Source organism: Nioella sp. (assembly GCF_965215655.1).
In the GTDB taxonomy this organism is placed as follows: domain Bacteria; phylum Pseudomonadota; class Alphaproteobacteria; order Rhodobacterales; family Rhodobacteraceae; genus Nioella.
In genome coordinates this window covers 2190903-2214665 of record NZ_OZ244111.1, presented here as the reverse complement: position 1 = coordinate 2214665, position 23763 = coordinate 2190903, and the positions used below count along the sequence as shown (strand labels likewise).

26 protein-coding genes are annotated in these 23763 nt (G+C 63.8%); 5 read left to right on the top strand and 21 right to left on the bottom strand.

Annotation, left to right across the window (positions count from 1 at the left end; genetic code table 11):
* Window positions 1-108: 108 nt before the first annotated feature.
* Complete coding sequence (locus ACOOEX_RS11020) at window positions 109-1323, top strand: N-acetylmuramoyl-L-alanine amidase (RefSeq protein WP_420394884.1); 1215 nt, start codon at window positions 109-111, stop codon at window positions 1321-1323.
* 46 nt (window positions 1324-1369) lie between these two features.
* On the opposite strand, the gene tyrS is transcribed toward ACOOEX_RS11020, so the two are convergent.
* A complete protein-coding gene (tyrS, locus tag ACOOEX_RS11015) occupies window positions 1370-2623 on the bottom strand; it encodes a tyrosine--tRNA ligase (protein ID WP_420394883.1) in 1254 nt (417 codons plus the stop codon).
* 51 nt (window positions 2624-2674) lie between these two features.
* Between tyrS and ACOOEX_RS11010 the strand changes: the two genes are divergently transcribed.
* Both ACOOEX_RS11010 and ACOOEX_RS11005 read left to right on the top strand, forming a co-directional pair.
* On the top strand, window positions 2675-3772 hold the full coding sequence (locus tag ACOOEX_RS11010) for an anhydro-N-acetylmuramic acid kinase (RefSeq protein ID WP_420394882.1): 1098 nt from the start codon (window positions 2675-2677) through the stop codon (window positions 3770-3772).
* Between the two features lie 155 nt (window positions 3773-3927).
* Window positions 3928-4353 (top strand): ester cyclase, encoded by a 426-nt coding sequence (locus ACOOEX_RS11005; RefSeq protein WP_420394881.1) that lies wholly within the window; start codon window positions 3928-3930, stop codon window positions 4351-4353.
* A 68-nt stretch (window positions 4354-4421) separates the two neighbouring features.
* Here ACOOEX_RS11005 and ACOOEX_RS11000 read toward each other — a convergent pair whose 3' ends face one another.
* From ACOOEX_RS11000 to ACOOEX_RS10940, 13 genes are all read right to left on the bottom strand, one after another.
* On the bottom strand, window positions 4422-5318 hold the full coding sequence (locus ACOOEX_RS11000) for a fatty acid desaturase (RefSeq protein WP_420394880.1): 897 nt from the start codon (window positions 5316-5318) through the stop codon (window positions 4422-4424).
* A 1-nt stretch (window position 5319) separates the two neighbouring features.
* The gene (locus ACOOEX_RS10995) at window positions 5320-5739 is read right to left on the bottom strand and encodes a cupin domain-containing protein (RefSeq protein ID WP_420394879.1); all 420 of its coding nucleotides are present in this window, start codon (window positions 5737-5739) and stop codon (window positions 5320-5322) included.
* 104 nt (window positions 5740-5843) lie between these two features.
* A complete protein-coding gene (locus ACOOEX_RS10990) occupies window positions 5844-6773 on the bottom strand; it encodes a sterol desaturase family protein (RefSeq protein ID WP_420394878.1) in 930 nt (309 codons plus the stop codon).
* On the bottom strand, window positions 6770-7162 hold the full coding sequence (locus ACOOEX_RS10985) for a hypothetical protein (RefSeq protein WP_420394877.1): 393 nt from the start codon (window positions 7160-7162) through the stop codon (window positions 6770-6772). Before ACOOEX_RS10985 ends, ACOOEX_RS10990 begins: the two co-directional genes overlap by 4 nt.
* Window positions 7163-7227: 65 nt before the next feature.
* Entirely contained in the window at window positions 7228-8226 is a 999-nt protein-coding gene (locus tag ACOOEX_RS10980; protein WP_420394876.1) for an alpha/beta fold hydrolase, read from the bottom strand.
* Between the two features lie 3 nt (window positions 8227-8229).
* Window positions 8230-9504 carry a phosphopyruvate hydratase gene (gene eno, locus ACOOEX_RS10975; RefSeq protein WP_420394875.1) on the bottom strand — a complete coding sequence of 425 codons (1275 nt, stop codon included), beginning with the start codon at window positions 9502-9504 and terminating at the stop codon, window positions 8230-8232.
* A 179-nt stretch (window positions 9505-9683) separates the two neighbouring features.
* Complete coding sequence (locus ACOOEX_RS10970) at window positions 9684-10277, bottom strand: hypothetical protein (protein WP_420394874.1); 594 nt, start codon at window positions 10275-10277, stop codon at window positions 9684-9686.
* Between the two features lie 4 nt (window positions 10278-10281).
* Window positions 10282-11712 carry a glycosyltransferase gene (locus ACOOEX_RS10965; protein WP_420394873.1) on the bottom strand — a complete coding sequence of 477 codons (1431 nt, stop codon included), beginning with the start codon at window positions 11710-11712 and terminating at the stop codon, window positions 10282-10284.
* 80 nt (window positions 11713-11792) lie between these two features.
* Window positions 11793-12671, bottom strand: a complete 879-nt coding sequence (locus ACOOEX_RS10960) for a DMT family transporter (protein ID WP_420394872.1) — start codon at window positions 12669-12671, stop codon at window positions 11793-11795.
* A 100-nt stretch (window positions 12672-12771) separates the two neighbouring features.
* On the bottom strand, window positions 12772-13647 hold the full coding sequence (locus tag ACOOEX_RS10955; protein WP_420394871.1) for a DMT family transporter: 876 nt from the start codon (window positions 13645-13647) through the stop codon (window positions 12772-12774).
* 71 nt (window positions 13648-13718) lie between these two features.
* Window positions 13719-14069, bottom strand: a complete 351-nt coding sequence (locus ACOOEX_RS10950; protein WP_420394870.1) for a hypothetical protein — start codon at window positions 14067-14069, stop codon at window positions 13719-13721.
* A 21-nt stretch (window positions 14070-14090) separates the two neighbouring features.
* The gene (locus ACOOEX_RS10945; protein WP_420394869.1) at window positions 14091-14504 is read right to left on the bottom strand and encodes a Fur family transcriptional regulator; all 414 of its coding nucleotides are present in this window, start codon (window positions 14502-14504) and stop codon (window positions 14091-14093) included.
* An 81-nt stretch (window positions 14505-14585) separates the two neighbouring features.
* Complete coding sequence (locus ACOOEX_RS10940) at window positions 14586-15644, bottom strand: hypothetical protein (protein WP_420394868.1); 1059 nt, start codon at window positions 15642-15644, stop codon at window positions 14586-14588.
* A 225-nt stretch (window positions 15645-15869) separates the two neighbouring features.
* Here ACOOEX_RS10940 and ACOOEX_RS10935 point away from each other — a divergent pair, with 225 nt between their 5' ends.
* Window positions 15870-16766, top strand: coding sequence for a DMT family transporter (locus ACOOEX_RS10935; RefSeq protein WP_420394867.1), 897 nt, complete (start codon window positions 15870-15872; stop codon window positions 16764-16766).
* Here the strand turns inward: ACOOEX_RS10935 and ACOOEX_RS10930 are convergent.
* Window positions 16735-17457, bottom strand: a complete 723-nt coding sequence (locus ACOOEX_RS10930) for an endonuclease/exonuclease/phosphatase family protein (protein WP_420394866.1) — start codon at window positions 17455-17457, stop codon at window positions 16735-16737. The two genes, ACOOEX_RS10935 and ACOOEX_RS10930, sit on opposite strands and share 32 nt — an antisense overlap.
* Before the next feature lie 96 nt (window positions 17458-17553).
* On the opposite strand from ACOOEX_RS10930, the gene ACOOEX_RS10925 reads away from it, so the two are divergent.
* Window positions 17554-18201: a hypothetical protein gene (locus ACOOEX_RS10925; protein ID WP_420394865.1), complete on the top strand. Its 648-nt coding sequence runs from the start codon at window positions 17554-17556 to the stop codon at window positions 18199-18201.
* Here the strand turns inward: ACOOEX_RS10925 and ACOOEX_RS10920 are convergent.
* The 6 genes from ACOOEX_RS10920 to alr form a co-directional block, all read right to left on the bottom strand.
* On the bottom strand, window positions 18198-19625 hold the full coding sequence (locus ACOOEX_RS10920) for a protein adenylyltransferase SelO (RefSeq protein ID WP_420394864.1): 1428 nt from the start codon (window positions 19623-19625) through the stop codon (window positions 18198-18200). The genes ACOOEX_RS10925 and ACOOEX_RS10920 overlap by 4 nt on opposite strands.
* 52 nt (window positions 19626-19677) lie before the next feature.
* Window positions 19678-20616 (bottom strand): nucleoside hydrolase, encoded by a 939-nt coding sequence (locus ACOOEX_RS10915; protein WP_420394863.1) that lies wholly within the window; start codon window positions 20614-20616, stop codon window positions 19678-19680.
* Window positions 20617-20759: 143 nt separating this feature from the next.
* Window positions 20760-21131, bottom strand: a complete 372-nt coding sequence (locus tag ACOOEX_RS10910; protein WP_420394862.1) for a hypothetical protein — start codon at window positions 21129-21131, stop codon at window positions 20760-20762.
* Window positions 21132-21194: 63 nt separating this feature from the next.
* Entirely contained in the window at window positions 21195-21941 is a 747-nt protein-coding gene (locus tag ACOOEX_RS10905; RefSeq protein ID WP_420394861.1) for an ABC transporter ATP-binding protein, read from the bottom strand.
* Complete coding sequence (locus tag ACOOEX_RS10900; RefSeq protein WP_420394860.1) at window positions 21938-22720, bottom strand: MlaE family ABC transporter permease; 783 nt, start codon at window positions 22718-22720, stop codon at window positions 21938-21940. Before ACOOEX_RS10900 ends, ACOOEX_RS10905 begins: the two co-directional genes overlap by 4 nt.
* The gene (gene alr / locus ACOOEX_RS10895) at window positions 22717-23760 is read right to left on the bottom strand and encodes an alanine racemase (RefSeq protein WP_420394859.1); all 1044 of its coding nucleotides are present in this window, start codon (window positions 23758-23760) and stop codon (window positions 22717-22719) included. Before alr ends, ACOOEX_RS10900 begins: the two co-directional genes overlap by 4 nt.
* Between the last annotated feature and the right edge of the window lie 3 nt (window positions 23761-23763).

The window sequence follows — 23763 nt, the reverse complement described above, 5'->3', positions numbered from 1 at the left end:
ATATGGCAGGTCCCGCGCGATTTCATGAAACTTGCGGTCCTGCGTGGCTTGGGGCAGGCGAAGGGACCTGTTATTCTGTCCCGAACAGCCCCCTTCAGCAGGCCGCAGATGATCCGCTTAGTCTTTGTATTGATGTCATTTTTATTGGTTTCCCTGCCCGCTGCGGCACAGGATTTGCGGGCGCTTGCGCGGGTTCTTGCCGAAGGCAGCCGTTTGGAAGATGACGGGCGCGACGTTGTGCTTGACCTTGCGCTGACCCAGGCGGTGCCATACCGGGTTTTCGTGCTGGATGACCCCGCCCGTGTCGTGCTGGATTTCCGGGAGGTCAACTGGGCCGCTCTTGGCCCCGAACTTGACGCTTCCAGCCATGTCACCGGCCTTGCCATGGGCCGGGGCGACGCGGGCTGGTCGCGTATGGTGCTGACGCTCGATGGCCCGATGGAAATCGCCCGGGCCGGGATGCAGACGGATGACACAGACGGCACGGCGCAGGTGCAAATGCGGCTTTCTCCGGTATCGCAGGCCGCGTTCACCGAGCTTGCCGCCCGCACCCCGCCCGGTGTCCGCCTGCCCCCGGTGCCGGTGGCTGACAGCCCCTTGCCGGTCCGCGTCGAGGGCGGGCCAATCATGATCGCGCTCGATCCCGGCCATGGCGGGGTCGATCCCGGCGCACAGCGGCGCGGTCAGGACGAGGCGGATCTGATGCTGATCTTCGCCATAGAACTGCGCGAAGTGCTGCTGAGGTCCGGGCTCTTTGACGTGGTGCTGACGCGAGAGGGCGACTGGTTCGTGTCGCTGCCCGAACGGGTGACCATTGCCCGCAGCGCCGGGGCACAGGCCTTTCTCTCGCTCCATGCGGACGCGCTGGCCGAGGGCAGGGCGCGCGGGGCGACGGTTTACACCCTGTCGGAAACCGCCTCTGACGCCGCGTCGGAGGCATTGGCCGAGGCCCATGACCGCGCTGACCTGCTGGCAGGGGTCGACCTTGCGGGCAGCGATGATGAGGTCGCGGGTGTGCTGCTGGACCTTGCAAGGCTGGAAACCGCCCCCAGGTCGGCGGCTTTGGCCGATCACATCGTTGCCGGGCTGGACCGGGCGGGTGCGAACCTGCACCGTCATCCTCGGCTGGAGGCGGGGTTTTCGGTGCTCAAGGCCGCCGATATCCCGTCGGTTCTGGTCGAGCTCGGGTTCATTTCCGACCCCGAGGATCTGGCGAATCTTCTGGATGCCGATTGGCGCGCGCGGGTGCAGGAGGCGATCCGCGATGCGCTGGTGGCCTGGGCCGCGGAAGATCAGGCCCAGAACGCCCTTTTGCGTCAGTAACACCGCCCCGAAGGCCGGTGTTACGTAGGCGCAAGTGCTTTCGCGATCAGCCTTTCAGGACCACCAGAGCGTGACGCTTCTTGCCCGCTGACAGCTTGATCGGCTGGCCGAGTTCGGCGGCAGTGACGATCAGGCTTGTGTCGGTGATCAGCTGGTCATTGAGCCGCGCGCCATTGTCGGTGATCAGGCGCCGCGCCTCCTTGCCCGACTTGGTCAGGCCCGAGCGGGTGATCAGTTGCACCACCGGCAACCCGTCGCCAAGATCCGCCGCCGTCAGGGTCAGGGTGGGCAGGTCGTCGCCCATGCCGCCCTTCTCGAACACCTCGCGCGCCGTGGCTTCCGCCGCCGCAGCCGCTTCGGCCCCGTGCAGCAGCGTCGTCACCTCATTGGCCAGCGCGATCTTGGCTTCGTTGATCTCGGAGCCTTCCAGCGCGCCAAGCCGGTCGCAGTCCTCCACCGGCAATTCGGTGTAGAGCTTCAGGAACCGGCCTACATCCGCATCGGTGGTGTTGCGCCAGAACTGCCAGAACTCGTAAGGGCTGCGCATTTCGGCATTCAGCCAGACGGCACCATCGGCAGTCTTGCCCATCTTCTTGCCGTCGGAGGTGGTCAGCAGCGGCGAGGTCAGCCCATAGATTTCATGGTCCAGCACCCGGCGCGTCAGGTCGATGCCGTTGACGATATTGCCCCATTGATCCGACCCGCCCATCTGCAACAGGCAGCCATAGCGGCGGTTCAGTTCCAGAAAGTCATAAGCCTGAAGGATCATGTAATTGAATTCGAGGAAGCTGAGGCTCTGCTCGCGGTCGATCCGCGATTTCACAGACTCGAAGGATAGCATCCGGTTGACCGAGAAATGCCGCCCGATATCGCGCAGGAAATCGAGGTAGTTGAGGTTCGCCAGCCATTCGTCGTTGTTCAGCATCAGCGCATCGGTCGGCCCGTCGCCATAGGTGACGTATTGGGCAAAAACCTGCTTGATCCCGGCGATATTGTCGTCGATCTGGGCGGGGCTCAGAAGCGGGCGTTCATCAGAGCGGAAGCTGGGGTCGCCCACCTTCGTCGTGCCGCCGCCCATCAGGGTAATGGGCTTGTGCCCGGTCTTCTGCAACCAGCGCAGCATCATGATCTGGATGAGCGAGCCCACATGCAGCGACTTGGCCGTTGCGTCGAAGCCGATATAGGCCGGCACCACGCCCTTTATCAGCGCTTCGTCAAGGCCCTGATAATCGGTGCAGTCGGCCAGAAAGCCGCGCTCGATCATCACGCGCATGAAGTCGGATTTGGGGTGGTAGGTCATGTCTCGTCCGTCCAATGATAGGAATGGCGGCGTGATAGCGGGAAGGACGCGATGATGGAAGGGCCGATATGGGTTGCGGGTGCAATGTCGGGCACGTCTCTGGACGGGGTCGACGCGGCGTTGCTGAAAACCGACGGGCGGCGCATCTTCGACTTCGGCGAAACCCGCTACCGCGCCTATCGCGATGAGGAGCGTGAGGTGATCCGCGCGGCGCTTGGATGCTGGCCAGGGGATGCGGGCGTTGAAGCGGCGGCAGAGGTGGTCGAAACCGCCCATGCCGCCGTGCTGTCGCGGCTTTCTGGTGCTGAAATGATCGGCTTTCACGGCCAGACCCTGGCTCACGACCCGCGCGGGCGCGGCACCCATCAGGCGGGCGACGGGCAGGTGCTGGCCGATGTGCTGGGGCTGCCGGTGGTGTGGGATTTCCGGTCTTCGGACGTGCAGCTTGGCGGGGAGGGCGCGCCGCTGGCGCCCTATTACCATTTCGCCTGTGCGCAATGGATCGGGGCGGAGGAGCCGCTGGTTTTTCTGAACCTCGGGGGCGTGGGCAACCTAACCTGGGTCGATCCCCGGTTTGACGGCCCGGAGCAGGAGGGCGCGGTTCTGGCCTTCGACACCGGGCCGGGGAATGCGCCGCTGGATGATCTGTTGAGGGCGCGGCGAGGTGTGGCGCGGGACGAAGGCGGGGCACTGGCCCTGTCCGGGGTGGTCGATCAGGGGATCGTCGCGGCGGCACTGTCGCGCCCTTTCATGTCAAGGATGCCGCCGAAGTCGTTGGACCGAAATGACTTTTCCGATCTGTCGGATCGCGTCGCTTGCATGAGTGACGCCGATGCGGCTGCGACGCTGGTGGCGGTCTCCGTGGCCTGCGTTGCCGACGGGATGACCCTGTGCCCGGCGCCGCCAGCCCGCGTTCTGGTCTGTGGTGGCGGGCGGCACAATGCGGCGATGATGCAGGGGTTGGCGCAGGCGTTGCCCTGTCCTGTGGAACCGGTCGAAGCGGTCGGCCTTGATGGCGACATGCTGGAAGCACAGGCCTTCGCCTTCCTCGCCGTGCGGGTGGCGCGCAAGATGTCGACCTCGGGGCCGATGACCACGGGCGTCGCGGCACAGGTCGGCGGCGGGCGGATCAGCCGGCCGCGCGTTTAGGTGAGGTGACGAGACGGATGAGACTTAAATCTGACGGGTCCGTTGAATCAGGCGAAACCGTCCGGATGACGGCTATGAGCCGGAGCGAGTTTGCAATAAAGGGGCCATGGCTTACAGATAGCTCACTCAAAGAATTCAAGAATAGGACCAAGGCCATGCATCCGACCGAAATGATTGTTCGACAGTTTCACGAGTCGTGGGACCTGCGAGATCCTGATCGTGGGGCAGAGGTGATTTCTGATGACTGCAACTTCGAGGATATTGCCCGTGGTGAGAAGCTTACCGGAAAGGAGGCTTACAAGGCCGATTACCATCGCTGGCGCGAGGCTTTCCCGGATGGGCTTTGCAAGGTCGAGAACGTCATCGTCAGTGAAGATGGGCAATGGGCGACTGTTGAGTTCCGCAATACCGGCACTCACACAGGTGTGCTGAGATCAAGCCTTGGGGATTTCCCACCGACCGGAAGAAAAGCCGAGGTTCGGTATTGCTCGGTCATGCGGGTTGAAAACGGGATGGTCGTCGAGGGCCGAGACTATTACGACAGCGCCACGATCGCGAGGCAGCTGGGGCTGGTCGACTGAGAACAAGGATCGCCGAGCTTCCCGTACTCTACTCGGATGCGCAAGTGGGAGGTTCGCAAAGGCGGCCTCTACGCCTGTGGACCAAGCCCCTCCGCGTAGTCCCTGGCAAAGGCCGGGTAACTGGACGATGTGCTTTGCAGGAGCGGCGCGAGGTCCCGGTTCAGTTCCGGCAGCTTGTGGAAGGGCACGTTCGGGAAGCTGTGATGTTCCGCATGGAAGGGCATGTTCCAGGCGATGAAGCGCACCGGCCAACCCGCATAGGTGGTGCGCGAGTTTTCCAGCATATTGGCCACCGGCGGGCAGCGGCCATGTTCCGCCAGCAGGTAGAGCCTCAGGAAGGGCTGCGCGATCAGCGACGGCACAATCCAGAGCCAGAGCGCCAGAGGCGACCAGAACAGGCTGAGAGCGATCAGGGCATAGAGCACCAGCAGCACCCGCGCCTCGCGCCGGATCGCGCCATGCTGGCGGGCGGGCAGGTAGGGCGCGTCGATCCTTCCAAAGGCATTGCGCCAGAGGGTTCCCGCCATGCCGCGCCAATACCCCCATCCGCTGAGGTAGATCAGGAATTGCGGCCAGGACTCGGGCCTTGGCCCGTGTTCCAGTTCCGGGTCACGCTCTGGGTCATTGGTGAACTTGTGATGCGCGAGGTGGAAATAGCGGAACCAGATGAAGGGCAGGATCAGAGGTAGGCTGGTGGCATGGCCCACGGCATCGTTCAACCATCGCGTCCTGAACGGCGTGAAATGGGTGCATTCATGGCTGAGGGTGAAGAGGAACACGATCAAAACGCCAAGCGGCAGCATCGCCAGCCACCAGCCGGGCCAGCCCATGACGATTGGCAGCGCGCAAATGCCCAGGGCCCCGACATGCCCGGCAAGATGCAGCAGGCCGAGAAGGTCGGATCGTTCCTGCAACGCTTCTTTGCGGGCGGCGGGCAGGGCGGCGAGGGCGGCTTTGTGATCCATCTCAGCCCCTCGGGATGTCGAAGCCGGGGGCGGCAAGTTCGAAGCCTTCGAAGCGGAAGCCGGGGCTGACGGTGCAACTGACCAGCGTGTAATCGCCCGTCGTCCGCGCCGCCTGCCAGTGATGTGGCGGCACGAGGATCTGCGGGCGGCCCTTTGTCAGATCGGGCGTCAGCAGGTGGTCTTTGGCAGGGCCGTCCTCCGTTTCGCTGATCGACAGGAGCAGAGGCGCGCCCGAATGGAAAAGCCAGATCTCGGCGGCATCGACCCGGTGCCAGTGGCTGGCCTCTCCGGCTTTCAGCAGGAAATAGATGCAGGTGCCAGTGGGGCGGCCTGCGTTCTCGGCGACCCAAGTTTGCCGGTAGTACCCGCCTTCGGGGTGCGGTTCCAGCTTAAGCGTAGCGATGATCTCGTCTGCGGTCATGGACTCCCCCTTGGTTCGGGGTGAGCGTATTCGAATGCCGCAAAGAGGCAAGGGGCAGGGGCGGAGGTGGAGGTGGGCAAACTGCCCACCCTACGCGGACTGGTTCACTCGAACCCCGGCGTGCCCCGATCCTCGGGGTGGCGTTGCAGGTGGTTCGCCTTGATTCCTTCCGATGTCTGGCGGCTGCCATCATGGCTCCAGCCCGGGGGCGCGACGGCATACATCAGCCGCTCGCGCAGGGTCAGGCCGCGTTGTGTCATGTCCTTGAAGATGCCCACCCATTCGTGGAAGGCCACACGCAGCGGGTTGAAGGTGCCCAGGTTGTGGACTAGGCCGTAATCCACGCGGTCCTCCTCCAACTCCGGCACGAAACTGCCGAACATGCGGTCCCAGATGATGAAGACGCCCGCGTAGTTGCAATCGAGATAGCGCGCGTTGCGACCATGGTGGACGCGGTGGTGGGAGGGGGTGTTCATCACGGCCTCGAACCAGCGGGGCAGTTTGCCGATTGCCTCGGTATGTATCCAGAACTGGTAGATCAGGTTCAGGCCACCGACGAAGAGCACCATGGCGGGGTGGAACCCCAGAAGGATGAGCGGCGCGCGGACGACCATCATGAAGGTAAACGTATAGGTCCAGGTCTGGCGCAGCGCCGTGGTCAGGTTGTAGTGCTGCGAAGAATGGTGGTTCACATGGCTGGCCCAGACCCACCGGATGCGGTGGCCGAACCGGTGCACCCAGTAATAGCGCAGGTCATCCAGCACGAAGCAGAGCGCCACGACCCACCACGAGGTGCCCAGGTCGAGCGGCGTGATCTCCCACAGAACCATGAAGAAGCCCCAGGCGATGAAGCCGAGCGCGATGCCGCTGGCCACATTGCCCGCGCCCATAATGAGCGAGGTCACCGCGTCGCGGGTTTCATAGCGCCCGCCTTTGCCCTTGAGGACGATCCACAGGAGTTCGACAAGGATCGCCGCGATGAAGAAGGGGACGGCGTATTGCACGACATCGGGGTAGGTCAGTTGGTCGGTCATGGCTTCTCCGACAGGATCTGGTGCCAGTGGCTGCGCGCGGCAGGGTCGAGCGCCACATCGAGGCGCGGGGCGGCGAAATCGTGAAACAGGATGCGCAGACCGCCCGGTGTTTCGCGGATCTCAGCGCCTTCCAGCCGGTGCGCGCAGCTATCGGCGCCAAGGGCGAAGACGATGCCGGGGCCGTGGTCGGTTTCAATGAGGGCGGCGGTGCCATCGGGGGCGATGTGGGTGGCGCGGATCGTGTCCTCTGGCCAAATGCGCAGCCAGGCGGTTCTGGCCTCTGCGTCTGAGGTCAGGTGCAGCGGGCGAGAAAGGCCCAGCAGATGGGTCAGAAGAGCGATCAGGCCGATGCCGCCCACCACCAGAATGATCAAGATATGAAGGGGCATGGCCCGTCTCCTCCCGCCGCGTATCAAACCGGGCCGGGGGCGGGGCTGTCAAACATGGCGTGGCGTCAATTTCCGGCGCTGAGGAAGCTGCGGATCTCGGAAAGCACGGCCTCGGGCGCGTCATCGACGCTGTCATGACCTGCGTCGGGGATCACGGCAAGCCGCGCGTCCGAATAGAGCGACAAGTGATCGCGCTGGTGATCCTCTCCGATCCACGTGCTGCACTCCCCCGCGATCAGCAGGACCGGCCCGGAAAAGCGGATCGCATTGCCGCCAAGCGCGTCAAACCCCGCAGGCCCGGCACGGCTGGACACCGCCTGACCCGCGATCCCGCCCGCGCGCCAGCTGGGGCTGTCATAGCTTTCGCCGGGGCAGGCATAGCCGGTCAGGGGATCGGAGGCGAAATAGCCCATCATCCGCGCAATCAGGTAATCCTGCGCGGCGGCCTCGTCCGGCCCGTCCACATGGGCCGATTCAAACCCGGAGCGCAGCCCGCGCCACAGCATCGCCGGTTGCCGGATGATCTCTTGTGACCGCGCGCCCCAGGCTTCGGCTTCTTCTGCCGACAGGAATCCCGGCTCGATCAGCACGGCGGCGGCGACCCGATCAGGATGCGCGCCAAGGAAAGCGCTGGCCAGCATCGCGCCCCAGCTATGGCCGATCAGGATTGCCGTGGCGTCGGGGCTGACAAGATCCAGAACGCCTGCCAGTTCCTCCAGATGGGTATCCAGCGTCAGCGCCTCGGCGGGCACGCGTTCAGAAAGGCCCGCGCCGCGTTGATCGTAGAAGGTGACGTGATAGCTGTCAGCGAGCGCCTGCAGGGGCAGGAGCGACCGGTAATCCGCGCCCGGCCCGCCGTGCAGGACAACAATTGCCGGATTGGCCGGGTCGCCGAAGCTTTCGGCATGCAGCGTGATGCCCCCCACCTCGATCCGGGGCAGGGCGGAATCATCGGTGACGGTGGCGGGCACGGGATAGTCCCCCATGGTCCCGACATAGAGCGCGCCCACTGCGATGAGCAGGAGCGCGATCAGAAACCCTATGCCGCGAAGAACCCGCCGCATCGGTCAGCGCAGGATGGAGCGGCCAGCGTATTCGGCCGTTTCCCCCAGCATTTCCTCGATCCGGATCAGCTGGTTATACTTCGCCAGCCGGTCGGAGCGTGCCAGCGAGCCGGTCTTGATCTGCCCGCAATTGGTGGCAACGGCGAGGTCGGCAATTGTCGCGTCCTCGGTCTCGCCCGAACGGTGGCTCATGACATTGGTCATGCGGTTGCGATGCGCCAGATCGACGGCTTTCAGGGTCTCGGACAGGGTGCCGATCTGGTTGACCTTCACCAGCATGGAATTGGCGCAGCCACGCTCGATGCCCATGGCAAGACGCTTGGGGTTGGTGACGAAGAGGTCATCGCCCACCAGTTGCACCCGGTCGCCAATGGCGTCAGTCAGCAGTTTCCAGCCATCCCAGTCATCCTCGGAACAGCCATCCTCGATGGACAGGATCGGGTAGTCGTTCACCAGCGCCTCCAGATAGGCGACGTTTTCGGCAGGGGTGAGCGAAATGCCTTCACCGACCATCTCGTATTTGCCGCCCTTGAAGTATTCCGTCGCGGCGCAATCCAGCGCCAGCATGATGTCTTCGCCTGCCTTGTAACCTGCTTTTTCAATGGATTTCAGAATGAAATCAAGCGCGTCGCGGGTGGAGCTGAGGTTGGGTGCAAAGCCGCCCTCATCGCCCACGCCGGTTGCCAGACCCGCCGCGCTGAGTTCCTTCTTCAGGGTATGGAACACTTCCGATCCCATGCGCACCGCGTCGCGGATGTTGCCCGCGCTCACTGGCATGATCATGAATTCCTGGATGTCGATCGGGTTATCCGCATGTTCGCCGCCGTTGATGATGTTCATCATCGGCACCGGCAGCACGCGGGCCGAGGTGCCGCCCACATAGCGGTAAAGCGGCTGGCCGGTATACTCGGCGGCGGCCTTAGCAACGGCCAGCGACACGCCCAGAATGGCGTTGGCGCCGAGGCGGCCCTTGTTCTCGGTCCCGTCCAGTTCGATCATCGCGGCATCAATGGCGGCCTGTTCGGTCGCGTCGAAGCCCACGAGGTTTTCGGCCAGTTCGCCGTTCACGGCAGCCACGGCCTCCAGCACGCCCTTGCCCATGTAGCGGGACTTGTCGCCATCGCGCTTTTCCACGGCCTCATGCACGCCGGTCGAGGCGCCCGAGGGCACGGCGGCGCGGCCCATGGTGCCGTCTTCAAGGGTCACGTCGACCTCAACAGTCGGGTTGCCGCGGCTGTCGAGGATTTCGCGGGCGTGAATGTCGATGATGGTGCTCATGGGGATCTATCCTCAAGCGAACAGGAATGGGTCGCGCTGACCTATAGCAGGGGCGCGGCGAATGTAAACCGTCATTGGTAGCGCTAACGGTCCTTGTTTTGCAGGGTGCGCCGAGTGTTTGCGCCAACATGGCAAAAAAACTTCATAATCACTGTGTGAACAGAAGATGCACTGCTTGATCAGCTTTCGGTGTTCTGGTTTTTGCAGGTTTGCGCCTGCTTGTCATTGGCCGTCAGCATTTGCCAGATCGGCAAATACGGGTTGTCGCGCCCGCCGAGCGGGGTCAGGTCCGGCTCCAAGATGGCATGAAACGCCCTCGCATTCTTGGTGCCAAAGCGCTCGTCGTCCAGTAGAATGATCCGGCGGCGGACCCTTCCGCAACCGGGATAGAGCTCCCACATCTTCAGACCGATCTTCGCGCCATGGGCATCGAGCAAATAGCCCGCAAGCACACCGGAATGGGTTGTGTTGTTTTTGCTTATCCCGAGCCCTTCTCCACCGTCCCAACGGTCGCTCGGGCGACCATCGCGATGCATGAAACTGGCCACGGGCGTTCCCGGCGGCAGGGTGACGGACATGGCATTGTGGCCGCGGCGCCAATTTCCCACCGTTCGCATAGCGTTTACCGCCACCTTGGGTAGCACGACGCATTCATAACATTTCCAATATGCAACATGCGCATCCAGCCAAGCCTGCAGGTCCGGGTCGAACCATCTGACAGGAGAGCCAGGCTTGGCCAATGGCGGACGGGGCGGGAAAGGATGATCGCTCATCGTTTTAGCGCTGCTGATCAATGCCGCCGATAAGCAGCGAAAGCTGTCGGACCTGATGCTCAAGTACGCTCATGCCCAGGCCCTTGAGATGCGGATTTGCTGCCATATAGGCCTTGGAATCCATGCCGGGGGCCGGTTCTCGGCCCTCAAACGCGCCATAGCGCAGGTAGTGGTCCAGCGGGTCCATCCGGGTTTGCCCGACATCGGGGTAGGTCAGCACATACCAATCCGGGTCGAAAAGCCCGGACTGGCGAATGGCCTCGCGCAGATTCTCGGGTGACGGTTCTTCAGAAAGCCCCTCGGTCAGCCCGCTTTTGCGCAAGATGAGTTCCAACAGTTCACGAACGCGACGTTCATTTGCGGCGGCTTCACGATGCAGTCGGGCGTTTTCCTCACGCAACCGTTCCAGTTCGGCGCTGTCTTCGTTCGACTGGTGCCACATGGCGTCGACATCCACCGCGAGGCCTTCAAGATAGCGATCAAGGCCGCAATCTGCCGGGGATGCCTGCGCTACGGCATCGGCATAGGTGCGAAGAAATGCGTCGATGGCGCGTGGCAGGTCGAATTCCCTGCGAACCTGATCTGTGACAGAGGTGATGTCTTCCTTGGACCATGCCTTTAGCTCGGACGCGAGCCATTCGCGATCGAACCGGTCACTAGATGTGAAATATCTGGGACTGAAATTGGCCGCGACCCAGTCGTTCAGGCTGCGCCTGGTGATACGATGACCGGCCAGCTGAGGCACGATCGGGATCACGGCACACCCGGCGGCCATTGCCTCAAGCGCCGACCGCCCGACGGCAAACGCGATATCGTAGTCGGGCAGGAAGTATTCTGGCCGCGGGCGCGGGTTGTTGAACGCATAGCCAACCTTGGCAAGCCTGAGCCCGTTCGCGTCGCAGGCATCTTCCAGCGTTTTCAACTCTTCCGGGTAGAATCCGCCCTGTCCATAAAGCACGGCCCGCGTTGGCCGACTGCTCACTTTACGGACAAACGAGAAGCGCTCACAGTCGACGAAGTTGGGAATGACCACGACCTGTTCGACCGGGATGTCGCGTTCGCTTGCCAGACGCGGCGCCAGTCGCTGCGAGGTGACAACATAGGTCCGGATGCGGTCATGCCGTGGAACCTGTTCCACCCAGGGGCGCGCGCCGTGCCAGCAATAGACCATCGGAACGCCGCTGAACTTGGCGAGAGCTGCCATTGCAGGCAGATGATGCTGGCCATGGATGACGTCGGGGCGCCACGGCAGATCGTCAAGCTTATCCTTGACCGGAATTCCGCTCGGCGTGATCAGTTTTGCGATGCGGCCCGGACGCGGACAATAGACCGCCACCTTGTGCCCGCGGGTGGCAAGAGACCGGGCAAGCTCTGCCGTGAAGAGTTCCGAGCCTCCGAAGCGTTCCAAGGCGCGTTGTGTTATGAGTATCTTCATAAGAAATTCCCCACTTCTGAATGAGACTGGAAGCGAGTAAAAATGTAAACAAATTTGTGTTTTGGGGCGACTTTAGCCGCTCAGGCTATGCGTGCGGCTCTGCCTATGTGCCGTTCGCGCAGGAAGGTATAAATCCCGGTCGCGATGACCAGGGCTGCACCGGTCAGCGTCAGCGCATCGGGCTGTTCGCCAAAAACCAGAACCCCCGCCAGGATGGAAAAGACCAGCCGCGTATAGCGAAAGGGCTGCACGGCCGAGGCATCGGCGACCCGCATCGCCTGCACGATGGCGTAGTAACCGCCGACCGAGAACACCAGAGTCGCCGCGATCAGCGCATAGTGTCGGGGTTCCGGCGCAACCATCCTGTCGCCTTGCAGCCAGAGCAGCAGCAGACCCGAGAAGATGACCGACGCGAAGCCCTGAAATGAAACAACCAGAGAGCTGACCTCGGGCACGATGAAACGGGTGGACAAATCCCGCACCGCGATGGCGGCCACCGCGACCAGAACGAAGAGCGAGGCAGGCTCGAACCCGTCGAGGCCGGGCCGGATGATCAGCAGCACCCCGCAGAACCCGACCAGAATGGCGCTCCACCTCCGCCAGCCGACCTTTTCGCCAAGAAACAGGGCCGCCCCCATGGTGATGGCCAGCGGCGTGGCCTGAAAGACGGCGGCCACGGTCGAAATGTCGATCAGCGCCAGCGCGGTGACGAAGGCGGTGGCGGCAATGGCTTCCGACAGGGCGCGGATCAGTGGAGCGGCCTGCCATGCCGCGCGCGCGAACAGGGATTGGCGGCGGGCGGTGGCCAGGGCGGCAAAAACCAGGCTGGCCGCGATCCCAAGCGCGATCAGGATCTGTCCGGTTGGAAACCAGGTGGACAGGTGCTTGATCAGCGCGTCTTCGGCGCTGAAGGCGGCCATTGCGGCGATGACCAGCAGGATGCCGTTGATGTTGTTCATGGGGTGCGGTCCGAATGGGGTGCAATCGCCTTGGCGCGTTCTGCACATCTTCGCAAGCCCGATCGCATCGGTTGGGCATGAATTTCCCTGATACCGGAATTCAGCGGCGGGAATGCAGCCTTTCGCGCCATGCGGAATAGAGCCCGGCGGCGAGGATCAATGCGGTCCCGACATAGGACAGGGCGTCGGGCCGTTCGTGAAAGACGATCAGGCCAAGCACCAGCCCGAAGACCAGCCGCGAATAGCGAAACGGGGTTATGGCGGAGATCTCCCCCACCCGCATGGCCGCCGTTATGGCGTAGTAGCCCGCGATGGTGGCAAAGATGGCAAGCCCGAGGGTCGCCCAGTCCCCCACCGTGGGCCAGAGCGGCGGGGTTCCAAAGGCGATCAGCAAGGCGCCCGTGGGGACAAGTGCGAAAAAGCCGATTGTCGCAACTTGCAGATTGTCCAGCGAGGCCGGGGCCGCCCGTGTCGCCAGATCTCGGATCGAGAGCCCCATAAGCGCCACGATGATCCACAGCGCCTGTGGTGAGAAGCCCTCGAACCCGGGGCGCAGGATGATCAGCACCCCGCTGAGCCCGACAAAGATCGACAGCCAGCGGCGCGGGCCGACCTGCTCGTCAAAGACATAGGCCGCGCCCATGGTCACCACCAGCGGCCCGGCCTGCAGGATCGCGGTGACCAGCGACAGGGGATTGAGCGTCAGCGACAGGACCATGCCGACACCGGCCATGATCTCGGCCACGAAACGCAGGGCGATGGCGGGATGCCAGATGGCGCGCGGCAGAAGCGGCAATCCACGCGCACGCGTCCAGATCGCGAACACGACGGTGCCGACGATCCCCATGGTGCCCATGATCTGCCCTGGCGGCACCGCGCCCGACAGCAGTTTGATGCCCACATCACCAAGGGCAAAGGTGGCCATGGCCAGCAGCATCAGGGCAATGCCGCGCAGGTTGTCGGAGGCAAGGGGCATGGGGGCGTTTCCGTTGTGATGGCTCACTGGTTACGCGCCCCGCCGGGCGGGCACCAGCCCAAAGACACCAGCTACGGGGGATCGTCGGGTCCGGGGCGCGTGTCGCTTTGCAGAGCACCAAGTAACAGGGCCAACGCCAGGAACCAGCCCACCACGGTTGCCAGCAGCCACCAACCGCCGGCGGAGATCCCTGCAAACCCGATGAAATAAAGCGCGACCACGGAAACGCCGGCGAGGCTCAGTTGGCTGTCTGCCCGGTCCCGGCGATCCCGAACCGGAAAGGTCATCGCGATCAGCGCCATGACAGCGAATCCGACCGGCATCCATGCCAACAGCCCGACCCCGGCGCGCCCGAGAACAAATGCAATGACCAACAGCAAGATCGAGAGCCCGAGCAGCGTTTTCCAATGAGGGTGAGGCATCGAGCGGCTCCGTCCCGGAGATCAATCGCGACGGATCGGCACGCCGTAAAGCTCCAGCTTGTGGCCCTTCAGCCGATAGCCGAGCTTTTCCGCGATCTTTTCCTGAAGCGCCTCGATCTCGGGATCGACGAATTCGATCACCTCGCCCGAATGCATGTCGATCAGGTGGTCGTGGTGATCACGCTCCGCATCTTCATAGCGGGCGCGGCCGTCGCCGAATTCCAGTTTCTCCAGAATGCCCGCCTCTTCGAACAGCTTGACCGTGCGATAGACCGTGGCGATGGAGATATTCGGATCCTGCCCACTGGCGCGGTTATAGAGCTCTTCCACGTCGGGATGATCCGAAGACTCCTCCAGCACCTGTGCGATCACCCGCCTTTGTCCGGTCATGCGCAGGCCCTTGGCCTCGCAGCGCTGTTCGATGGTGTCCGGCATCGGCGGTCCCTCTGGGTCGTCTTGGGGGTGGGGTCTATCCGATCCGGGCATGGGTCGGAAAGCCTTTTTGAAGGTGCTGCGTCAGGAAAGCCGGTGCCAGCGCATCGTCTTGAGAGCCAGCGCAAAGCGGTCTGGATTGGCGCGAAAGCCCGGTTCGATACACCCGCCCGAGACGATGATTTGCCCGCCCTGCAACTCTGCCCGGTGGCGGTGGATCCAGCCGGGATTGTCGCCCGTTGTTTCGACCGGCGTCACGCGCCAGGTTTCAAGGTCGAGCCGCAGGACGGGCGTCACACCGTCCTGCCGCTGCGTCCGGTAGCCAAGGCAGCCAATAATCAGGATGTGATCGTCCAGCAGCGTCGCGCTGTGAAAATCCGTCGGGGGGAAATCTTCAACCGGGTAAAGGAAATACTCCACATTGCCTTCACCATCTATCACGCAGACATCGTTGTAGATGCAGAAATCGCTGTCGTAGGAATCCTCGTGTTCGCCCGCGATCAGCACGAAGCGGCCATCGGGCAGGCGCGTGACTGTGCGCCCGAAGCGATCAAAGCTGAAGATCGGGTGCATGCCGCGCTGGTCGGCAGGATCCCGGCCGGCGCTCTTTGCCCCCCAATAGGCGGTGTGAAACGTCCGGATCTGCTCAAGGAAAAAGGGGTTGTCACAGGGTTGCGGATTGCGGGTGCCACGCTGCGCCGTGAAAAACCTGTCGGGCATGTCCGGGGGCACCGGCGTTTCGGGGAGCCGGTCGGTGCCAAGCGCCGCCGGCAGGTCGTCGCGGTCGAAGAGCGTGGCGTCTGCGCCATGCTCCATCAGCAGGCGGATCATCTCCGGTTGATCGAAGGCCGCCTCGTAGGCACCGGTGTGGCCGGTCAGCGGATCGGTCGGCGCGGCGCCATGGGCCAGCAGCAATTGGGCGATGTCATAGCACTGCCAGCCGATGGCACGCGCCAGCAGGCTGCCCGTCGAACCGTATTCATCGGTAAGGACGCCGTTCACCTCGGCCCCTGCCGCAAGCCTGTCGTGAATCTCATCCCAGGCCAGTTGCAGGATGTCGCGATCCTCCTGGGTGGTGTATCTCTCATCGGTCTCCAGCACCACCAGGAGGGCGCTGGCCAGCATCGGGTCGGGGGCGGTCATGGATCCGGCTCAAGCTCCGGTTCGTGGCCCGCGCGAGAGGCCAGCGGGTTGGTCTCCGCTCCGACGGACCCAGTCAGCAAGTCAAGATGGCTGTTCTGCAAGGGTGACATGGCTACGTTTCCTGACGGTGCGAATGGCATCTGTGAATATCACGGGCAAGCGGTGCTTGACACTGACCATGGGTCGGGTCTTGTGGGCGGATGGTTCACTTGTGAAGGACAAGGCATGGAGCGCAAGACCTCGCTGGACATGTTCGGGATCCTGTCCCTGACTGGGTTCGCGGTGCTGCTGGGCGTCAATCAGGTGGCGATCAAACTGGGCAATGGCGGGTTTCAACCGGTCTTCATGGCCGGGATCCGATCGCTGGGCGCGCTTGTTGTGCTGCTGATCTGGATGCGCCTGCGCGGAGTGGAGTTTCGCATTCGCCCCGGCACTGTTCCGTCCGGGATTTTGCTGGGTGTTCTCTTTGCCATCGAGTTTTCCTGCATTTTCTTCGCGCTTGACCTGACAACGGTGGCGCGTACCTCGATCCTTTTCTACACCATGCCGGTCTGGCTGGGCTTCGCTGGGCATTTCCTGTTGGAGGGCGAACGCCTGTCCCCGATGAAGCTGGCCGGGCAGGTCTTGGCGGTGCTGGGGGTGGCCATTGCTGTGCTTGACCGGGGCGGACCGGGCGACGCGTCGCTGTTGGGGGACGCATTGGCCCTGTTGGCCGCAATGTGTTGGGCGGGAATCGCCCTTCTGGCACGGGGCGCACCGGTCAGCAAAACCCGGCCAGAGATGCAGCTCTTCTGGCAACTGGCCATCTCGGCCCCGCTGCTGCTGATCCTGTCGCTGTGGTTCGGACCCTTCATCCGCGATTTTGAGATCTATCACCTCGGGCTGCTGATCTTTCAGATCGTCTGCATCGCCTCATTGGGGTTTCTGTTCTGGTTCTGGCTGTTGTCGATCTATCCGGCCTCCAGCGTTGCCTCGTTCAGCTTTCTGACACCCATTCTGGGGGTGATCCTTGGATGGGCGCTGCTGCGAGAGGAACTTGGGGCAAGCATCCTCATTTCCCTGACGCTCGTCTGCATTGGGCTGATCCTGATCAACCGTCCAGCGAAAGATCGGCCCAGATAGGCAGGTGGTCCGAGGCGCGCCCGGCCGCGCCCGACCGGCACACGCCCATGTGCCGAACACGAAGTCCCGGTCCCGTGGCAATTCGGTCCAGCGCGGCCACCGGGCGGCGGGCGTGAAAGCTGCGGCCGGGATTATGGACGGTGAAATAGGGGTCGAGCGGGGCAAAGCCTTCATGCGAGGCCCATTCGTTCAGGTCGCCAAGCAGCACTGTAGGCACATGATGGCGGAGGTTCAGAGCCGCCATGATCTGTGTCATCTGCCGCTGCCGGTCACGGCGGCGCAGGCCAAGATGGGTTGCCACCACACGCAGCGGCCCCGATGGCCCGGTCAGATCCGCAATCAGCGCGCCACGCGGTTCAAGCCCCGCAAGCGGCAGGCGATGCAGATGAACCATCCGCCAGGATGGGGCCAGTAACAGCCCGTTGCCATGCCAGCCAAGGCTGACCCTGGTTTCCGCGACCGGGGCGGGAGACAATCCCGCCTCCCGCTCGATCACTTCGCGGGGGAGGGAGGTAGGGCGCGGCGGCAGGCGTTTGTCGATCTCCTGCACTGCGATCACATCCGCCCCAAGTCCCGCCAGAACCCGCGCCACCCGATGCGGGTCGCGTCGGCGGTCCAGCCCGACGCATTTATGCAGGTTGTAGCTGGCCACGCGGATCAGGCCCGGGGGTGTCTTGGGCGGATAGGGCATGTCCATAGTTTGCGCGGCTCAACGCCCTGCGCAAGCCCTGCCATTGCACCGGCGCGGCAAGCGTCTATCTTGAGATGCAAGAGGGGAGTGCACCCGATGCAGGCGTTCAGGAACCAAAGCCGGCTGACCTACCTAATCTGGGGCGGGCTGGCGCTGGAAATCGTCGCGGCGCTGATCACGGGGCGCTGGACGGCGGCCTTTGTCGCGTTCGGCACGCTTGGCCTGTCGATGACACCCCTTTTCCTGGCCTCGCGTCTGCACATTCACCTGCCGAAAAGCATCGTGGCCGTGGCGGTCGCCTTTGTCTTCGCGACGCTTTTCCTCGGCGAGGTCTTCGATTTCTACGAACGGCTCTGGTGGTGGGACATCGCATTGCACGGACTATCCGCCGTGGGCTTCGGTATCGCCGGGTTCCTTTTCGTCTTCATCCTGTTCGAGGGCGATCGCTATGCCGCGCCGCCCTGGGCCATGGGGCTGCTCGCGGCCTCGATCGGGATCATGATCGGCGTCCTGTGGGAGATTTTCGAGTTCGCCATGGACCAGGCGTTCGGGTTGAACATGCAGAAATCCGGCCTGCCAGACACAATGGGAGACCTGATCGTCGACGTGATCGGCGCAAGCCTTGGTGGCACCATGGGCGGGCTTTACCTGCGCGGGCAGGCGCTCGGGTCCGTCTCGGCGCTCGTTGACGAGTTTGTCGCGCTGAACAGCCGCTTCTTCAGCCGCTTCCGCCGCAAGCGCTAGGTGCCGCAGAACGTGGCCTGAACGACCTCGTCCGGGGCGGGGGCGGCCATCAGCTCGGCATGGTCGGGCTGTTCGTCGAAGGGCCGGGCGAGCACGGTTGTCATCCGCTCGAACGGCGCGTAATCGCCGGACACCGCGGCTGCAATGGCCTCTTCCACCCGGTGATTGCGCGGGATGAAAGCGGGGTTCGCGGCCTGCATGCGCGCGACGCGCCCCTCTGCCATGGTGCGGGCCTGCCAACGGGGCAGCCAGGCGTCGAACTGGGTGGGGTCGGTGAATTCTGCGCGGGCACCTTCCGGGGTGTCGCCGGACAAAGTCCTGAAAACCCGCGTGAAATCGGCTTTGCCCTTGGCCATGCGCATCAGAAGGTCATAGGTTAGCGCGACGTCTTCTTCCTCTGTCTGCGCCAGTCCCAGTTTGTCGGCAAACTCCGCCTCCCAGGCCGCGCCGAACAGATCCGCAAAGCTCTCGATCACCCGTGTCGCAACTTCAATCGCCTCCTTATGGGCCATGCCCATGATCGGCAGCAGCGCCGTGGCGAATTGAGCAAGGTTCCAGACCGCAATCTCGGGCTGTTTGCGATAGGCGTAGCGCCCCATCCGGTCGATGGAGGAAAACACCCTATCGGGATGATATGTGTCCATGAAGGCGCAGGGGCCATAGTCGATGGTCTCGCCCGCGATGGACATATTGTCGGTATTCATCACCCCGTGAATGAAGCCAACGCCCATCCATTTCGCAATCAGCCGCGCCTGCGCCGCCACGACCGCCGCCAGCAGATCGAGCGGTGTTTCCGCATCCGGGTAATGGCGGGCGATGACGTGATCCGTCAGCGCTTTCAGCGCGTCCTCATCGCCACGCGCGGCGAAGAACTGGAAGGTGCCGACGCGGATATGGGAACTGGCCACGCGGGTCAGCACCGCGCCGGGCAGCACCCGTTCGCGGTGGACCTCTTCGCCCGTTTCCACCGCCGCCAGCGCCCGCGTGGTGGGGATGCCGAGCGCATGCATCGCTTCGCTGACGATGTATTCCCGCAGAACTGGACCGAGCCAGGCGCGCCCGTCGCCCCGCCGGGAAAACGGAGTGGGGCCGGAGCCCTTGAGCTGAATGTCGCGGCGAATGCCCGTTCGGTCGATCACCTCTCCCAGCAAGACCGCCCTTCCGTCACCCAGTTGCGGCACCCATCCGCCGAACTGGTGACCGGCATAGGCTTGCGCGAGTGGCGCGGCGCCGTCGGGAACGTGGTTCCCGGCCAGCATGGCGACCCCGTCAGGCGTGGTTAATGTTGCCGGGTCGAGACCGAGGTCGCGGGCAAGATCCTCATTAACCTTGATGAGAGATGGCGCACGCACCGGCGTGGGGGCAAGCGCCGCGAAAAAGCGGTCAGGCAGGCGGGCATAGGAGTTGTCGAAGGCGATCTGCATGGGCTGTCCTCTCCCCTTCTCAGTTAGTCGTTCCGCGCGTCTTTGCCAGAGGTCACAGCCGTCCGATCCGCTCGGTCAGCAGGGCAAAGAACCCGTCGGCATCGAGATCGCCCATGAACATCGCATTCGGGGCGCGGTCTGTGACCCGCCACCAGTCCGCAACGGTCATGCCGCGGGTGAGGTCTGAATGGGTCTCGATCTCCACGTTGACGTTACGGCCTGTGAACAGCTCGGGCCGGATCAGGTAGGCGATGACCGTGGGATCATGCAGCGGCGCCCCGGCGGAGCCGTATTTTTCCTTGTCGAACCGTTCGAAGAAATCGGTCCATTCCGCGACCACGGTTCCCGGATGGGTGCCGAGGCTGCGGAAGGCATCGTTTCGCGGAGCGGTGACCAGGGCCTTGTGGGTGACGTCCAGCGGCATCACCACGATGGGAATGCCGGATTTAAACACGATTTCAGCAGCTTCCGGGTCGACATAGATGTTGAATTCTGCCGCGGGAGTGATGTTGCCCACCTCGAAATAAGCGCCGCCCATGAGCACGATTTCCTGCACTTTTTCGGCGATGTCGGGGGCCTTTTGCAGGGCCGTTGCAATGTTCGTCAGTGGCCCGAGGGGGCAGAGTGTGACGGTGCCAGAGGGTTCCGCTCGCAGGGTCTCGATGATGAAATCCACCCCGTGCTGGTCCTGCAGGGGCATCGTGGGGTCCGGCAGGTCCGGGCCGTCGAGGCCGGTTTTGCCGTGCACATGCTCCGCCGTCACCAATGAGTGCGCCAAGGGCCGGTCACAGCCCGCGAAGACCTTGATGTCAGACCGCCCCGCGACCTCGCAGACCTTTCGGGCGTTCCTGGCCGTCAGTGCCAGAGGCACGTTGCCCGCAACGGCGGTGATGCCCAGAATCTCGATCTCCTCGGGGCTCGCCAGAGCCAGAAGGATGGCAACCGCGTCGTCCTGTCCGGGATCGGTGTCGATGATGATCTTGCGGGGCATGGAACCTCCTGTTTCGCGCATTGCGCCAGACTATCCACGGATGCGCGCATTGCAACGCCCCCGGCGGGAGTATTTGGGCCAGGAAGAAGGGGGCAGGGCGCGCGTTAAGGTTAACGGGGGGTGATAAGGGAATTGTTAACCCGTCAGAGCACGCCCAGTTGCCACAAGGTAAAGAGCGTCAGCGCCAGTGTGATGGCGCCACGCAGGGCCAGTTCGCGCCAGTTGGGGCGGTGAAGGTCAGAGAGACCCGTATGAAATCCATAAGAAAAGCCGCCTGCAATCAGAAGGGTGGCGAGGGGGACGTGGTCGAACAGCCCCAGGAAACCGCCCGCGACAAGCAGGAGCAGCCCGGCAACAGCCGGTGGGACAGCACGACGCGCGAGGTTCAGCGCCATCCCCTTGCGTCGCGCGGCCATTCGTTCGCCGATCAGGCGGCGCAGCCAGCTGAGGCCGGTGATCACCGCATAGAAGCTGAGCAGGGTGGCAAGCGGCAGGAGAAGGGCAAACACGTCCATGGGCGGCATCCTTGTGGCTGGCCCTGACCTATGCCCGATCCGGTCCTGCCGCCAGAGGTCAGGTCAGCGCACCGCCTCGATCGGGCCCTCGGCGGATCCGGTGATGAACTGGCTGAGATAGGGGTCTTCGGCGCTGTCCATCTGACCCACTGGGCCTTCCCATCTGATAACCCCGCCATGCAGCATGGCGACCCGGTCGGCAATGGCCCGCACGGAGGACATGTCGTGGGTGATGGTCATGGCGGTCGCGCCCATTTCCACCACGATTTCCCGGATCAGTTCGTTGATGACGCCCGCCATGATCGGGTCGAGCCCGGTTGTGGGTTCGTCGAAGAAGATCACCTGCGGGTCCGCCGCGATGGCACGGGCCAGCCCCACACGCTTCTGCATGCCGCCTGACAGCTCCGCCGGGAACTTGTCGGCCACATCCGGCGTCAGCCCCACGCGGCGGAGTTTTTCCACGGCGATTTCTCGGGCTTCGGAAGCGGGCCGTTTCAGGGACCCGCGCAACAGGCGGAAGGCGACATTCTGCCAGACCGGCATGGAATCGAAGAGCGCGCCGCCCTGAAACAGCATCCCGAACTTGGCAAGGAAGGCGTCGCGCTCGGCCTTCTCCACGTCCTCGCCATCGAGCAGGATCGTGCCGCTATCGGGTTTGACAAGGCCAAGGATGCATTTCAGCAGCACCGACTTGCCCGTGCCCGAGCCGCCGATGATGACCGTGGAGGTGCCGGTTTCCACCGTCAGATCAACCCCTTGCAACACGCGATTGGGGCCGAAGGCTTTGTGAAGGGCGCTGATATCTATCATGATGTGAAGAACAGCCCCGTCAGCAGGTAGTTGGCGGCGAGGATCAGGATCGAGGCAGAGACAACCGCGTTGGTCGTGGCCCGCCCGACGCCGCGGGCACCGCGCCCGGAATTCATCCCGTGATAGCAGCCCATCAGCGCCACGATGAAGCCGAAGACCGCGCCTTTGATGAGGCCCGAGACCACATCCCAGGTTTCAAGGAAATCGGCGGTGTTGTGCAGGTAATTGGCCGGGTTGAAGCCAAGCCGCGTGGTGCCCACCAGATAGCCGCCGAAGATGCCAATGGAATCGCCTACGGCCACGAGAATGGGCAGGGTCAGCGTGGCGGCCAGAACGCGCGGGACGGTGAGGTATTTCATCGGGTTGGTGGAGAGCGTGACCAGCGCGTCGATCTGCTCGGTCACCTTCATCGTTCCGATCTCGGCGGCGATGGCGGCGGCGACGCGGCCGGCCACCATGAGCCCGCCCAGAACCGGGCCAAGCTCGCGCGCGATGCCGATCGCGACGATCGAAGGCACCACGGTTTCCGCGTTGAAACGCGACCCGCCCGCGTAGATTTGCAACGCCAACGCGCCTCCGGTGAAGAGCGCGGTCAGGCCGACGACGGGCAGCGACAGCCAGCCGATCTGCAGGATCTGCACCAGCAATTCGCGCGGATACCAGGGCGGCGTCAGCATGTGGCGCAAAAGCTGCGCGGCATAGATTGCCACCCGCCCGATGGAGGCCAACAGCCCGAGGGTGGAGCGGCCGAGCGCCGCGAGGGGGGCGGTCAGGATCACGCCGCGTCTCCGCTGTAGCGGCGCGCGTAGCGGGGGCCGAGCGAGGTCAGGATTTCGTAGCCGATGGTTGCGGCCTCGTCGGCCAGCTGGTCGACGGTCTGATGCGGGCCAAGGATGTCGAGATGGTCGGGCACCACATCGAGGGCGGACACATCGACGGTCAGCAGGTCCATCGACACGCGACCGGCCAACTTGCAGGGGGTGTCCCCGGCCCATAGCAGCGCCTTGTCGCTCATATATCGGATCAGCCCGTCCGCGTAACCTGCTGACAGTGTAGCGATTTTTGCAGGTGCATCTGCTACCCAACCGGCACCGTAGCCAACGGATTCCCCCGCCTCCACATCCCGAACCTGAATGACCGGCAGCGACAGGCGCACCACCGGGCGGGCATCGGCAAAGGGGAAGCCGCCATAGAGCCCCACACCGGGGCGGCAAAGGTCGAAATGGTAGGCGGGGCCGAGCAGCGTTCCGCCGGTTGCTGCAAGGCTGCGGGGGGCCGTCACGCCCTGGGTGATCTCGGTGAAACACGCCAACTGGGCCGCATTCTGCGGGTGGTCGGGCTCATCGGCGCAGGCGAGGTGGCTCATGACCAGCGTCAGCGGCCCGGTTTCCAGATCTGAACGCAGGGTGGCCCAGTCCGTGGGCTCCATGCCAAGCCGGTTCATGCCGCTGTCGAGCTGCACGCCATAGGCGGCGCCGGGCAGGGCCGACATATGACGCGCGACCTGTTCGCCGCAGTTGAGCATCGGGATCAGGCCCGCATCCCGGATCAGGGCTGTATCGCCCGCCATGTGGCCGGAAAAGACGTTGATCTCCGTCCCGTCCCCAAGCGCCGCGCGCAGGCTGGCGCCTTCCTCTGCGGTGGCGACGAAGAACCGCCGCACGCCTGCGCGGGCCAGCCGCAGCGCCACCTTGTCGGCACAAAGCCCATAGCCGTCGGCCTTCACCACGGCAGCGGTTTCCACGTTGGTTTTCGCGTCCAGCGCGGCCCAGTTGGCGGCGAGGGCGTCAAGGTCGATATAAAGCGTTCCGGTTCCCATGGC